This window comes from Calothrix sp. 336/3 (assembly GCF_000734895.2).
GTDB lineage: Bacteria > Cyanobacteriota > Cyanobacteriia > Cyanobacteriales > Nostocaceae > 336-3.
The window spans coordinates 1,759,326-1,774,387 of the sequence record NZ_CP011382.1; the positions used below are offsets into that span (position 1 = coordinate 1,759,326).

The window sequence follows — 15,062 nt, forward strand, 5'->3', positions numbered from 1 at the left end:
AATCATCTCCTATTCCTGGTTCATGGGTAGCAAAGGACGGACTTCAACGGCGCAATTACTCGCGGCAGGACAACGAGCCGCCCAATCTAGAGCCGCATCTAGATCTGGGACATCGATGATAAAAAAGCCGCCCAGTTGCTCTTTGGTATCGGCATAGGGGCCATCTTGCACCTTCCGTTGTCCGTTTTGTAGGCGAATGGTGGTGCCTGTATGACTGGGGTGAAGTGCCGCACCACCCGCCATCACTCCCGCTTCAGCGAGAGCTTGTGAGTAGGCGTTGTATGCAGGCATATGCATTTCGCGGTTAGCAAAATCTTGCTCAGTCTCGTAAACCAGAATCGCGTATTTCATCAGAACTTGTCCGTTAGAGGTTTGATTAGATTACAGAAGTTTTCTCTGCTCTCTACTGCTATGACGAACAAGAGTCTGGCATTTCGACAGGGGCTTGTATTTATTTTGAGAAAAATTTAAACAAGGCGATGGTGGAGTGGCAATTGAATCCAACCAAACATCACTCATCCGACCATGATCAATTACTTGAGCAGGCTAACTATTTATTAACCCGAAAGTTTCCGTCTATCAGCCAAAGCAATCCAGTCAAATTAAGCATTACAGATAATTTAGTCATAATATCAAGAACTTTGTCCGGGGAATAGACGGAATTATTCGGTCTATTTACCTAAATTTATACGTAAGTACAAGCTTTTCAGTATATTCCTCGCGGATATCCAGAAATTTTCCGTATAACATCCGAATGAGGTATTAAAACAAGATTTAGATTTAAAAGTTGATGCAGTTAACGCGAAGAAATATAAATACGTACCAAAAGTTATTACAAAATATTAAGTTTTTGCAATCATTCAAATATTATATTGAGTACATCAACTTTTAATTAAATTACTTTACGGCACTGGTTTGCAAATTTGCGATCGCCACAGATACAACCCACTAACCAAATACAGTTTGGCAAAGGCTGATACGCTCGAACAGCTTTAGGTAATCGTTTCGAGTGGTATTAACAACTTGTTGCATAAATGCGGGATGAACTAGAGGCTGAAAGTATTATTATTTCGTCCAAACATCAGCAAAATCATCCCCTGAATCAGCAACGCCCAATTACTATACTTATTCATCCTGGACACCCACCCCACAACTTTTTAACTATGTGGGAAAGCGAAGTGGACTCATCACCCAAAGAGCTTGTTAGGCTTGCAACACTGTCCCAGTGACCTTTATACTAAAAAGCCGACCTAGAAGGACGGGGCTTTAGACCCAAATTTTTCGGTAAAGCTTAAGCATGGGGATTTGTGAGGGCGATCGCCTGCTCTATTTTACTCCGTGACCGCAATATAAAAACAAACTAGACTATCTTGACCTAGCTGCAAGTAATCTCCATCGTTGAGACGGTAGGGCAATCCTGTAGAGAGGGGAATGCCATTTAAATAAGTTCCGTTGCGGCTTTGGTCAATGAGAATATAGGCATTTTGATTATAGTCCCAATAAATACGGGCATGAACACGAGAAATTATACCTTCGTGGGCAATACCTGTGAGGTCGATTTCTGGGATGACTTGGTTTTTTGGCGATCGCCTACCCAAATTTCCCTCATCACCACAAAATGCAATTTCCTTGCCAGAGGTGTGGTGTAACTTCAAAGTGGGACGCTGGGATACTACTATGGGTTCTACAGGTAGAACAGTTTGATGATGTGATTGAGAACTAGTCGGATTGAGTTTTGTATATTGAGGTGGTTTGACTACCTGGGGTGTTGGGATGACTGGGGATGGTTCAACTACCTGGGGTGTGGGGATGACTGGGGATGGTTCAACTACCTGGGGTTTTGGGATGACTGGGAGACGGGGAGAGACAGCTACAGCATTACCCAAAGCTGTGCCACACATGGGACAATCCTTGATATTGTTAGGTAAAACACGATTAAATAACTCACATTGGGAATTAGGGCAACGATTTGCAGCCATATAGATTAGATATGTATCGAGTACTGCTAACAAGTGATTAAGTCAGACTGTTTCGGAAGAGGTTGTTCTTGAGGTGTAGTTATGGGTTCAGCGAATTTGGTACTGAAAAGCAAACGCTGATTCTCTTTAGGGTACACCACAAATAGATTTATTGAAGAGTTGGGAATGAAAGAATAATTCTAGAAGGAGAAATATAAGGCTTTTGAGAAATTCATCAAGGTTCTGAACACACGGATAAGAATCGATAGGCTAATCTTCTGGTTAAGGGGCTGCCATTTTTCCCATCTAGACTCAAATGTAAAATTCCCTTTTTCTCGATAAAATTTGTCTAAACATAAAGTTATGTTAAATATTTTACCGAAATCTTGGTGATTGGCGTAAACCGGAACCATCAAAAAGTATTTAAATACTATCTTGTCCTTCTACCTATTGGCTGGGAAATTAGTCATTATTGTAGATAGAAGCGAGCTAAGTCTGAAGAGAACTGTCATCACTGAAGATTTGATTATGAAAATCAAAGTTCTAAATTCACAAACACTAGGGCAAGTTCAGGAAGTTGACCTAGCTTTAACAATCAAGATAAACGGGGAATGTTTAATTGGGCGATCGCCTAATTCCGGACTGGTGTTAAACAGTCCCGATGTCAGTCGATTACATGGCAAATTTATCTGGCAAGAGGGGAATTATTACTTTTGTGACTTAGGTAGCAGAAATGGTTCCATTGTCAACGGCAGACTTTCGGGAACCAATCAAATCCATATCCTGAATGGTGGAGATGTAATTCGTATTGGTGATTTTGTCTTAATCGCGGAAGCGATAATCCCAGTGGAAGAGTTCACAGAAACTGCTTACATTAATCCTCAGTCTACTGTTTTCTCTCATACCAGGGAAAATCCTGTTCCAGAAACCACCAATCAACAACCCGAAGTCTTGAAAAATGCACCAGAAACCTATATTCAACCAGAAGAAATTAATAAATCTACAGAAAAACATACTTTCATTCAATTTCCAGATGATTACTCCCTAGCAAGTGAAAATGCTAACTCTTCAGCAGAAATTGCCGCAATTTTCAACCTTGCAAATGATACTCCTGGAGAAAATACCTATATTCAACCCCATGATATTATTGCATCCAATTCTCCAGAATCAACTTATATTCAACCCTCAGAACCGTTAATTGTCTCCGATGAACTCATAAATCAAGGAAATAACTATGGACAAGAATTTATCGATAGTCCCGTTTTTATAGACACGCCTCAACTCAGAGACTTTTCTAATATTTCTGCACCGGAAAATGTTCGTGAATTAGCAGAAAAAAATAATTTTATTGAGGAGCAAAATTATGCTTCCGCAGTACCTGATTCTACTCCTGATGATTCCTTGATTAATTCGATTTACCCCGTTGAAGCTAATACAGAATCGGGAGTTACGATTAAGCTAAATAGTAAAGTCAGAGAAATTATTGCAGACAAGTATATAATTTTCATTGCCCATGACGGGAAGCAACGGGAACTCACCGAATTTGTCCGTAAAAATCAAGAGTTTTTCTCTCTTTGTAGAACAATTACCACTCCTAATTTGAGTGAGGTTTTATCCCAAGAAAGTAAATTTTCGGTTAGCCAAAAATTACCCGCAACAAACGCGGGAGGATACCAAATTGCAGCAGCAATGGTTGCCAATGATGAGGTTTTAGGGGTGATTTTTCTCCGAGATGTTAGACAAATACAGTCTGGACACGCTAATGAGGAAGCATTCCTGAAGGTATGTAACGTGAATCAGGTTTTATTAGCGACTAATGTACCCTCAGCAGTGGCAATTGTCAATTATATTATTGGCGGCATGGGATATAGTTGAGAGAATTACCCCAAAATCACGGAACATCAACTCTTAACTGATAGTCCGGGTGGGATATTTCTATATCTCACTCATTTCCAATATGTTGTTATCTCGACTTTATCCATTTTTATGAAACCCAAAATCCGACGCTGAAACCATTGCAAGACAATAGTTTGAGTTTTTGGAATTGAGCGAAAATCTGTGACAGAGAAAAAGTATTTTCCAAAAAAATAGGATTTTTGCCCCATAAGGAAAGCTAAGTTCTTAATTTGGGATAAAGTCAAGCTTAAATCCGAAATTGCTATCAGCTTTCATGTATTTAATAACTAGATAAAAATTTATTTAATAATCTAGTTTTTTATGCCAGACAATCTTAATCAACTTGCACCGAAATCAACCAAGATGCTTCCTAAGTTAATGGGATATAGCATAATTGTTATCGCTGTATTTATCGCAGCTTTTCCCAAGTTGTATGAGATAAAAACTAAAGCTGGTATTGATATCTCACCAGGAAGACATGCAGGAACTTTTTTTGAGAAGCATTCTGGGGGAATCTTTAAATGTGAGTGGTTGTACCCCTATCACTGTGACGAGATTAGAAATAGGTAATGGATGGTAGGGAAGAGAAAAAACACTTTTTACCCTTCCCCTTATCTGTTATTACTTACTGCTCACATCAACGGCTAACTTTTGTCCTAATTTCAGCAGTTGACCATATCTCGTGCTATCTTCTCCTTGGGAGATGGCAACTTGTAGTTGTGGCAATATCTGCTGGTGCAAGCAGTTGTAATATAGTTCTTGGGCACGATCTAAGGAGATACCGATATTTAGCTGATAACTGATATCAATTAATTTGCCTAAAGATGGGATATCTGCATCAATTTCTACCTGGGGATCATGCAACAACAACCAGAGCGATCGCACTATTATCTGTTCTAATATTTGCTTCCCTTCGGGTATGTGTAGTTGACAACGTAGGTGTTTTGCTTCTGTGGCGATCGCCTCTAACTGCACCAGATAATTCACACCTATTTGCCCTTCCGCAATATCCTGTTCTAAATTACGCAGTGCTTGCATACACCGATAACCTAGGGCAATTTCCGCAGCTCCCTGCAATTCCTGGGGTGGAGCAATCCCATCACGGTGAAATGCCATTAAGACACCGTAATTATCTCGATAGGTTTGAGTATAAAGTTGGTCGAGTCTTGTCAGGGTTTCTTGACTAAGCAAGTGCATCAAGCGATGACGCTCCTCAGCAAACAAGTCTTGTAAACTAAAAGCTGTTTCACCAAACAAATCTCTCATCACCAAGATAGTACGAGCAGCACTAGCTTGTTGCAAAGACTCAGAGAGTTTTTCCTTGAGTTTGCTATAGTTGCGTCTACCAGTAAAGGGTTGAATACAACAATGGAAATCCCAACCCCCTAAATGCAGTACCGCAAAGATTAAATTCTGACTTTCCCAGGTAATTTCAGATACTAGCTCTAGTTGCCCTATTACCAGAGTCATCGCCCCCATACGTTGCAGGTGGTAATCTGACTGATTAGCCCTGTAACAATAAACACGTTTAGACTGAGATTTTGTTCCCTGCCCATGATGAAATAGGGAAGTAATCGCGTGGTGTGCGGCAACCTGTCGAAAACTAATTTGGGCAGTGAGTACCAATTGGCGATATACTTCTGCACCATCCTTAAAGATATCGATATTACTGGGAGCCTTTGCCAATCGTCTGACAAACTCCGCTTCTAATTGTACCCCTGCCACATCCCCAGCTAATTCTAAAGCTCGTGCGGCATAACGGAGGATTTGTGTGCCTTCGGGGCGAGAAATTTCTTCAAAAAACCAGCCACAGCTAGTGAACATTAGTAGTGCGTGACGCTGCATTTCCAGCAACCGCAGAGCATCTACCTGTTCTTCGGGGGTTAATTTGTGGGTTTGGTGACGGAACAAGAAACTTTGTACATTTTCGGGAGTGCGATCGCGGATCACATCAATATACTCATCCCTAGCTTGCCACGGGTTTTGGAAGAACAACTGACCATGTTGTGTATAAACATCAATCAATTGATCCCGTAGCCAATTTAAAGCATTTCGCAATGGTTTTCGCCATTTTAAATGCCATCCCGGCGCTCCACCACAACCACAATCATCTTGCCAGCGATCGACACCATGGGCGCAACTCCATGCGGTGACGGGTTTTAATTCCACTTCCCAGGTGGGAGAATGTAAACTCAGATAATGGGCAAAATTAGTTACTTGCCATCCCCAACGGGGGAATTCTTCCGTAAATGCATAGGCAAGGGTTTTTTCCGTTCCTCCCCTATGATGTCCGAAGGTTTCCCCATCGGTAGCTACGGAGATTAACTGAGATGGACGATGATCTCCATGGATTGCGGCTCCAATTCTACCTGCGAGAAAATTGGAACTATTGAGAACATCACTAAAACCCATGTCACGGGAAATAGGACCATCATAAAAGAAGATATCTATATATTTTTCCTGTCCAGAGTCTGGCAGATAACAGCGATAGGGACGGGTGGGATCAATTTGACTGCCACCAACTTCTAGCCATTCCGGTTGGGGATCATGTTCACTGGCAAAGGGACGACAGCGTTGTGCTTGGGAGGGAGCCAGAATAATAAAGCGGATATCTTCGGCGATTAACGCTGCTAAGGTTGCATAGTCTACTGCGGTTTCCGCTAACCACATTCCTTCGGGATCACGTCCGAAACGGGAACGGAAGTCTGCTTTACCCCAACGAATCTGCGTATATTTGTCCTGCTCATTTGCCAGGGGCATGATGATATGGTTATAAACTTGGGCGATCGCGTTGCCATGTCCATTTAATCGCTCACAGGACTGGCGATCGGCTGCCAAAATTCTTTGGTATACTTCCACATCATGGCGTTCTATCCATGACATCAAAGTCGCCCCAATATTAAAGCTCAAATATTCATAGTTATTAACGATCCCCACCACTTCGCCTTTGTTATTTAACACTCTGGCAAAGGCATTCGGACGATAGCACTCATGGTGAATTCTTTCATTCCAATCATGAAAAGGCGCTGCTCCTGGTTGTCTTTCAATGGCATCCAAGTAAGGGTTTTCCCTGGGTGGTTGGTAAAAATGACCATGAACAGTTACGTATACACCCGTTGCTGTCTTCGCGGGATCAGAACTGTGGTGGATATTTTCCGATGATGTCCAACTTGTACCAGTACTAGCTGGTAAATCAGCAGCAGAAGTCATATAAACTTATCCAAATTCTCAAAAATACTTGCAGTTGTGCCAAAAACAACCGATGGAAACATTGGCGTGAGCAGATGCTGAGTGCTGAGAAAAGATTGCTCCGATGCGTGCTATCCTAACACCGATATTCTTACTCAGCAGTTGTTACTCCTTACCCAGCACTACTGAATAAAACCTTTTACAATGCTATGACCACAAAAACAGGTCAAGATATAACTATGTCAGCAAATGTTTAATTATGTAAAGTTGAAGATTGCTGGTAATTGGTGTTATCGGATAAACATCCTACCATGATATCAACTTACGAAGAAAAACGTCTTGCCGTTGAATTTCTTTCCTGGCGATCGCCAAAAACTTAACTATATTTTAATATTCTAAACCCTATTTCTCGACTAAGGTTCAAAACCAGCTTTTAATTTTTGCAAAGACAATTGAAAACAATTTATAAGGTAAATTAAATTAAGTAAATCATCCTTTACTAATTATCATAAATATTCTATTGATACATATCCTAGAAGATGAATGCGACCATGGAAAATGAGTATCACCAGATAGAAATGCAAAGGGTGCAACTCCAAAATCCAGAGAACGGGCTAAACCTCAATTTCTCACGCCTCTTGATGAAAAGTTCAGAAGCTCTAGGGGCAGGTTTATGAGATATTCGTGAATCATTGAAACATATTTATAAACCGCCCTTACCGTTTTGTGATAAATGCGGGTAAAGGTTAATCAACGACTATATACATGCATTCAATAGGATTGCCACGGTTATACCAATTTGAAAAAACAATACGGCACATGGACAAAACCCCTCCCCAACCCTCCCCGATTTCGGTGGGGTATCTGTCGTAAACATTTTTTGAATCGGTATTATTTCCCAAAAGCAGTAGAATTTCTGAACCATCAAGCCCCAGGGTTAAGGGTATCCTAGAGTCTGGTTAATCAATTTTAGATTTGAGATTGGCAATTTTGGGTTTAACTTTACCATCCAGGGAACCTCCTAACTCCCTGCTAGTGAGGGTTTCATCCATCTCCCCTAGGTGGTTTAGTTCCCTAATTCTTAGCAAACAGGATTTTCACCTCTCGGATGTGCCATTAATTTTGCCTAGGAGGGAAAATAACAACTCAAATAAATTTTCATCTAAAATCTAAAATTGCTAGTTAATAACCTGTCAATTTGGGATTTGGCATTATGGATCACCCCTGGGGGATTTTCCACAGAACATACAGGTTGCTGTTTCTACTATCCAAAATCTCAAATCTCAAATCAATCGGCTGAGTACAATTTACAAGAGATCGCGAATGTCAACTAAGAATATTATCTTTCTCGTTCTACTACTATTTATTCCTGTTTCCGTCGCTGCTCACTTTTTAGAGTGGGGGGAATTAATCGTTTTTATCACAGCCGGTTTAGCAATCCTACCTCTTGCAGCCTGGATGGGTGCAGCAACAGAGGAAATCGCCGTTGTTGTTGGTCCCACCTTGGGAGGTTTACTCAATGCCACTTTTGGCAACGCCACAGAATTAATCATTGCCTTAGTTGCTTTGAAAGCAGGATTAGTCGATGTTGTCAAAGCCAGTATTACAGGTTCAATTATTGGTAACTTATTACTAGTCATGGGTTTATCCATGCTATTGGGTGGCTTGCGCTTCAAAGAGCAGACATTTCAACCCATTGTGGCACGGGTGAATGCAGCTGCCATGAATTTAGCAGTCATTGCCATTCTCTTACCCACTGCCATGAATTACACTTCCCAAGGGATTGGTGAGGAGACACTGCAAAACCTTTCCCTAGCAGTGGCAGTGATTTTAATTTTTGTCTATGCCCTAACTCTGTTATTTTCCATGAAAACTCACGCCTACCTCTATGAAGTAGGTGTCGCAGAAAATGAAGCCGAAGAACTGGCAGCACACAAACCCAATGTTTTACTCTGGACTGGAGTTTTACTAGTATGTACCTTGTTCGTTGCTGTGGAGTCTGAGCTATTAGTTGATTCCCTAGAAGTTGCCACCTCCCAACTGGGTTTAACTGCACTCTTCACCGGGGTAATTCTGGTTCCGATTATTGGTAACGCTGCGGAACACGCCACCGCTATTACTGTTGCCATGAAGGATAAAATGGATCTTTCCCTATCCGTTGCTGTCGGTTCGAGTATGCAAATTGCCCTATTTGTCGCACCGGTTCTGGTAATTGCTGGGTGGATATTTCACCAACCCATGGATTTAGATTTCAATCCCTTTGAATTAGTTGCTGTTGCTGTTGCTGTCTTAATTGCCAATAGTATCAGCTCTGATGGCAAGTCTAACTGGCTCGAAGGTACATTATTACTAGCTGCCTATGCTGTATTGGGATTTGCTTTCTACTTCCACCCAGTGATTGAGGGGATGGGATAAGTCAGCAATGTTTTCTAGAAGTTAGTTCAAGAAATCCGGTTTTCCCTCAACATCCCCACAGAAACCGGATTTTCCCTGGCTGCAATTTCCCTTGGCGATCGCCAAAGCGTCTATACTCCTCAAGATAAAGTAGTGAATGGGTAATCACCGCTACAGTTACCTACCAGAAAAGCCACTAGAATTGCCAAGATAATTCCTTTAATAAAAAATAATCTACCTATCCGGAGTAAATATCCTAGTGATTATTCCGGAAATTTTGCTATTTTATCTGTCAATAGCAATACAGGTAGAAGTAATATGAATTACAATGAGCGACCTTAGTATACTGATGACGGGTATGTTAGTAGCAGGACAGATAAGTCCTCCGAAGATGGCACAGGCTGTAGTTATCCAGTCAGATAATCAGGTGGAACAGTCTACACAAGGTCAGACATCTCAGGTAGTTATAACTACGGAGATAACACCACCGGAATTTGTGCCCATCAAGGAAAATCTAGAGAATGCCACTACTCCTGTAAGCAAACAGGAAATTTTCATCTCAGGGATGGAGTTGGGAACTGTTAATAATATCAGCCCTAGCTGGGATTACGAATTTTACCCCCAACCGGAATTCATGGGAAATTCTCCCATCTTACAGTCAGCCATGAATTTGTTAACAAATAGCAGAAATAAAGATGTAGATAAAACTCTGATTCATGAAAATTCCCCTCGTCCTGGTAAACCTGATAAAAGTTTATCTCGTCGTAGTCGGCGGTTAATTAACAATAAAATGGCTCGGTTGAATTCTAGCTTGCCGCTTTTACGCTTTGGTCATTCTGGGGATTCGGTGCGAGTTTTACAGAAATTACTATCATCTAATGGTTATGCACTTCCTGTAGATGGTAGCTTTGACGCTCTCACAGAAGCTGCGGTTAAAGCTTTTCAAGACCAGCGAAATTTAGTTGTAGATGGAATTGTAGGGCGTAACACTTGGAGAGAATTAACTTTGTAATCAATGAGCAGTCCCAAAATACTAGATTTTCGGGACTGCCGTCAAAGCTAAATATTTAACTATTGACTAATATCTTCAGCTTAAAAAATACCCAACAGAAAAATTGTTGTCAATCCACAAAAAGCGAGGATGGTGATAATTACCATGTTAGCTATGGTGTGGTCATTTGCAGTTGATTCGTGTGTATGGTCATGCATATAATTTTGCCTCGATGATTGAGACTTGATAGCTGATATTATAGAATTCCAGAAAAGGGATAATTCCTGTCTGGATTAAAACTTGAATTAAATTTATTTATTGACATTTAGATGAGAGTTTTCATCTCGAATTATAAATTTCTGTATCGGAATTTACAAAAATTCAAATATAGGGCGATCGCCAGTGCTATGTATCGCATGATTTCATTCCTACCATGGCGCGACGATAGCTATTGCCGTCTGCTTCCGGTGAACTGAATACACAGGAAATAATCTATTAATATTTACTCAGGGCGGATGATGGGACTCGAACCCACGAGTGGAGGTACCACAAACCTCTGCCTTAACCACTTGGCTACACCCGCCATCGCATCTCCAAGTATAGCACAGCCTTAGAAAAATAGTCTAGTATTTTTTCTCGGAACGGACGAGATAAACCTCAAGTCTAAAAACGATAGTAAATCACTCTGCAACAAATTATGAAACTGATAAATCTTTTGGCTGGGGTAGGGGTAATTGGATTGGTAGTTTTAGGGGGAGTAATGGCAAAAACGAATCCTCCCCAGGAAGAATATGAAAGCTACGCCACAGGAAAATTGACAGAATACGTCAAAACCAATGTTTGTAAGAAAACCACAGGATTCTTGGAAAAAGTTATCAACTTCCAGTGTGATAAAGTTCTTGACTCTGGGAAAACAGAGATTCGGAATGTGATTGCTGGGAGTACTAAGCGCCAAGACTATATTATTTTCAGTATTTACACGACAAATTTAAACGTTAATTCCCTAGTACCCGGTGTCAGACTAGATGCTTTTTTACCGACTGAACCTGTTTATCAGTTTGAGAGTATAGGAGTTTTCGGAAATTTTTATACCTACAAAGCGGAGCAGAAGGGTAAGGTGATGGGGAATCGGCAATCAGTGGAAATAGTCATGGGTGGTTTGAGCCGGTGAATTTTTGCGCGATCGCCTGTTAAGCTGAGTCCCAGGAACACGCTCTGGCTTTACGCAGTATAGGGAAGCTAACACTTATCGCAACCAATCTTTAATCTCATTTGCTAACCAAACACATTCCATTGCCGACAAACCCATACCAAAGGAATAGCGCTTGTGTTCAGTTTGAATAGTTACCATTTCTTTTTCTGCACAACTTTCTATCTGAAAGCTACTTTTGCGGCTCAGTTGCATTACACTTTGGAAAACATCTTGAATGTCGTGGGTATTACCAATGATTTTGTTGCGGCAGAAGTTAAATAACCACAACTCCACAGAAAAATAATCTTTGGTAATATATACTCTTTGATGGGCAAAGGCAGATAGTAATAATCCATCCAGCATTGTCCACCAAATCAGGCAGAGAACCAATAATAAACCTAGGGCAAATAGTGGTGCTGCAAATAGCAATACAGCTAAAATCCCAGCCAAGAAAACAAACCCGGTTAACACCAAAAATAGTACTGTCATACTAAAACCAAAAACCTCAATTACAGTCGGCTGTTTTGGTAATTTAATTGACAAATAACTATCTGATTTATTTAACATCACTTGGCTGTGACGGGGTTTCTGTACCTGGCGAAACATTGTGCTAAAGGTACGATTATTTTTGAGTGCATCTAATGCTTCCCTCGCGGTGCTAATCCGACGTTCTACCGAGGGTTCGGTGATTTCCGAGAGCCATTTAACAAAGGCAGAATTCCCGTTTACCTTGTCGTGAAACTGAATTCGCATATCCTTTTGTGGTAGCTCTGCGGGAGAGATTCCCGTGAGTAAATGGATTAAGGTTGCTCCCAAAGCATAAATATCAGATGCGGCTACAGCTCTACCACCAAATTGTTCCATGGGAGCATAACCATAGGTTCCCACAACGGTAAAAGTTACCCCTTCCTTGGCAGCTTTATCCTGCACTGCACCAAAGTCTACTAAATATATTTGCTCATCTTCTGTCCAGAGGAGATTACTCGGTTTGATATCTCGATGTAGAATTGCGGGGTTCAACTCATGTAAATGAATCAGGATGTTTAAGATATCGATGGCAATTTGACGAACTTGTTTTTCGGTAAATCTTTGCCCCTGTGCCAGTTTTTCCTTTAAGGATGCACCAGGGATATAAGCTTGTACTAAACCAAACCAGAGATTGCGATCGTCAATACAAAAATAATCCACATACTGGGGAATTCTGGGATGATCCAACTGTTGGAGAATTTGCGCTTCCCGTTCAAAAAGCTTGAGATCATCCCATTGCACAGTACCACCAAAAGCTAGGAGTTTAACGACTACCTGCTGCTGTTTAGTATCATTTGCCTGTAAATCCTGTGCTAGCCAAGTTTGCCGAACTCCATTATCACCTAGTTTTCGTTGCAGTTGATAACGATTTTGTAATATCTGTTCTGCTTCCAGCATTGACCACCTGCCGTCGCGGTACACTCAATATATTCAGTGTTTCCACTTCAATCTAGCGAATCTCCGGGAAAACTGCCTAGGGTTAATGGAACTTTGCGGACAAAGAGTCAAGATAGCAGAATGTTTCTAAAATGAACCCACTTCCTGGAGAAACTCTTCTTCTTCGGCTGTAGAGATTCTACCCAAAATGGCATTACGATGGGGAAAGCGTCCAAAATGTGCAATGACTTGCCTGTGGCGTAAAGCGTATTCAATCACACTCGCACTTTCACTGTCATTCCCAAGTCTTTGAAATAATTTAACTGCTTGGTTTTGATGCTCCAAGTTTTCACTATGTTCAAAAGGTAAATAAATAAACCAACGTTGTACAGGCAAAAGTTCCTGATCATAAGCTTGGGCAACAGCGTGTTGAGCAGTGGAAAGAGCTTCCCAATCGGTGGCAAAGGCTTCTGGTGTATCTCGAAACATATTACGAGGAAATTGATCAAGAAGCAAAATCAGTGCCAGACAGGTGTTAGGGAATTCAATCCAGTCATCTAAGTATCCGGCTGCGGCTTTTTCGTAGTCTTTTAAAAAACGGGTACGGATTTCGGCATCAATTTCTGGTTGTTTGCTAAACCAAAATTTTCGAGGCTTGCCATACTCTAATTCCTCTGGACTACCAAACCAAAAGTCTAAAATTTCTCTTACCTGTGACATTGCCCTTACTGAATTTTACATAGCACTTGTCGCATTTTACGCATATTTGCTGGTAATTCAAAATTCATTGCCTGTTGAATAAACATCGAGGGGATGGGAATATTCGGTGTGGCTTGAACGGTATAACTAACTATCGTACCGTTACCGTAGTCCTGTAGCTTTAAGTCGGCGCTGAAATCATGAAATGTGCCTTTTTCCAGGCGAAACTGGATTTTTTGACCAATTTCTTCTACAACATTCAGGTAAATTTCTGCCTGGGCAGTAAATAAGAAGAAGGCTTTTTGTGCTGCTTGATACAGACGTTTTGCTCCTCCTCTACCTTTACCAATAACTTCACTTTTGGTGACATCAGGAAAGTACTGTACCCATTTGGGGTAATCTGTGAGTTTTTCAAAGACTTGCGATCGCACCATTGGTACATACATCCAAGCAGTAACAGCACCTCCCCAAGCGGTGTGGGATCGTGTCTCCAACAAAATTTCACCCTGTATCAACAATTGTTGCTTTTCTTGACTCCAAGTCATATCGGAACTTACGCTCTTTGATAGGTTAAACGCAGACATAACGATTTTACTCACTCCTCAACATATCCACATCAAGTGGTTTAAATTCAAGATAATCTCACTGATACCAATTTGGGGTTTGATATTTGGTGAAGAGTGGGAGAGATGCTTTTCCATCTAGCTTTTGCCGATGGGTGATGGATGATATTCTTCACCAAAGGTTGTTGCAACACAATACTAAACTATCCCTAGATGGTAAGAGTTGAGTTGATTCCACTAATTCTAGTTCCACTTCTATCAACTATTTTTCCGGAAAATCTTTTTTTTCGGTGAATCTACTGTAATTTTACGAAGATGAAGCTTTTGTAAAGGATATTTCCTCTGGGATCATCCATGGGTTCTATCTTCTGAGCTAGCTCCGTTATCCCTCACTCTCATTTAAACTAGGTTTGTGGAGCTACGAGGTAAATCTCAGTGAGTCAATCATCTAAAATCAACCGTGCTTTAAACCAAGCTTTTGGTGTTTTCTTAGGGGTGGCGATCGCGGTTTGGGTATTGAGGGGCATAGGTATTTTTACCTCCGTACCTGGAGGAGTGATTTTACTTTTACTCCTGGGGGCGATCGTCACAGGAATTCTCAGTTATTTGCAACGTACTTGGTGGCGATTTTAATCAAAATTTCAAGATTTACTTTTCCCTTGGTTGAAGGATATAAATGGTGCCTAGGTTAGGATGATTCTAACCTCACTTTGTATTGATTTGATAAGAAGGATATGGTGTTTTAAATGTTTGACATCGGTAAATTATTTAGGTAA

Annotated in this window: 11 protein-coding genes and 1 tRNA gene; 5 read left to right on the forward strand and 7 right to left on the reverse strand. The window is 41.0% G+C overall.

Translation table 11 applies throughout. From position 1 onward, the window contains the following. Positions 1-9: 9 nt before the first annotated feature. Both IJ00_RS07045 and IJ00_RS07050 read right to left on the reverse strand, forming a co-directional pair. Positions 10-351 carry a YciI family protein gene (locus IJ00_RS07045; protein ID WP_035151387.1) on the reverse strand — a complete coding sequence of 114 codons (342 nt, stop codon included), beginning with the start codon at positions 349-351 and terminating at the stop codon, positions 10-12. A 980-nt stretch (positions 352-1,331) separates the two neighbouring features. Then, the gene (locus IJ00_RS07050; RefSeq protein ID WP_035151390.1) at positions 1,332-1,979 is read right to left on the reverse strand and encodes an FHA domain-containing protein; all 648 of its coding nucleotides are present in this window, start codon (positions 1,977-1,979) and stop codon (positions 1,332-1,334) included. 507 nt (positions 1,980-2,486) lie between these two features. Here IJ00_RS07050 and IJ00_RS07055 point away from each other — a divergent pair. Continuing rightward, a complete protein-coding gene (locus tag IJ00_RS07055) occupies positions 2,487-3,833 on the forward strand; it encodes an FHA domain-containing protein (protein ID WP_035151393.1) in 1,347 nt (448 codons plus the stop codon). Positions 3,834-4,475: 642 nt separating this feature from the next. Here IJ00_RS07055 and IJ00_RS07070 read toward each other — a convergent pair. Continuing rightward, a complete protein-coding gene (locus tag IJ00_RS07070; protein WP_035151400.1) occupies positions 4,476-7,064 on the reverse strand; it encodes a DUF3536 domain-containing protein in 2,589 nt (862 codons plus the stop codon). A gap of 1,302 nt (positions 7,065-8,366) precedes the next feature. Here IJ00_RS07070 and cax point away from each other — a divergent pair. After that, complete coding sequence (gene cax / locus IJ00_RS07075) at positions 8,367-9,458, forward strand: calcium/proton exchanger (RefSeq protein WP_035151403.1); 1,092 nt, start codon at positions 8,367-8,369, stop codon at positions 9,456-9,458. Positions 9,459-9,765: 307 nt separating this feature from the next. Continuing rightward, entirely contained in the window at positions 9,766-10,449 is a 684-nt protein-coding gene (locus IJ00_RS27600) for a peptidoglycan-binding protein (protein ID WP_238178450.1), read from the forward strand. Between the two features lie 489 nt (positions 10,450-10,938). Here IJ00_RS27600 and IJ00_RS07085 read toward each other — a convergent pair. Then, a tRNA-His gene (locus tag IJ00_RS07085) sits at positions 10,939-11,011 on the reverse strand. A gap of 114 nt (positions 11,012-11,125) precedes the next feature. Here IJ00_RS07085 and IJ00_RS07090 point away from each other — a divergent pair. After that, a complete protein-coding gene (locus tag IJ00_RS07090; protein WP_046814741.1) occupies positions 11,126-11,599 on the forward strand; it encodes a DUF4359 domain-containing protein in 474 nt (157 codons plus the stop codon). 75 nt (positions 11,600-11,674) lie between these two features. Here the strand turns inward: IJ00_RS07090 and IJ00_RS07095 are convergent, their stop codons facing one another. The 3 genes from IJ00_RS07095 to IJ00_RS07105 form a co-directional block, all read right to left on the reverse strand. Further along, the gene (locus IJ00_RS07095) at positions 11,675-13,045 is read right to left on the reverse strand and encodes a serine/threonine-protein kinase (protein ID WP_035151405.1); all 1,371 of its coding nucleotides are present in this window, start codon (positions 13,043-13,045) and stop codon (positions 11,675-11,677) included. 126 nt (positions 13,046-13,171) lie between these two features. After that, the gene (locus IJ00_RS07100; protein WP_035151407.1) at positions 13,172-13,744 is read right to left on the reverse strand and encodes a DUF924 family protein; all 573 of its coding nucleotides are present in this window, start codon (positions 13,742-13,744) and stop codon (positions 13,172-13,174) included. A gap of 5 nt (positions 13,745-13,749) precedes the next feature. Next, the gene (locus IJ00_RS07105; RefSeq protein WP_035151412.1) at positions 13,750-14,307 is read right to left on the reverse strand and encodes an SRPBCC family protein; all 558 of its coding nucleotides are present in this window, start codon (positions 14,305-14,307) and stop codon (positions 13,750-13,752) included. Positions 14,308-14,721: 414 nt separating this feature from the next. Here IJ00_RS07105 and IJ00_RS07110 point away from each other — a divergent pair, with 414 nt between their 5' ends. Then, on the forward strand, positions 14,722-14,919 hold the full coding sequence (locus IJ00_RS07110; RefSeq protein WP_035151415.1) for a hypothetical protein: 198 nt from the start codon (positions 14,722-14,724) through the stop codon (positions 14,917-14,919). Positions 14,920-15,062: the final 143 nt, after the last annotated feature.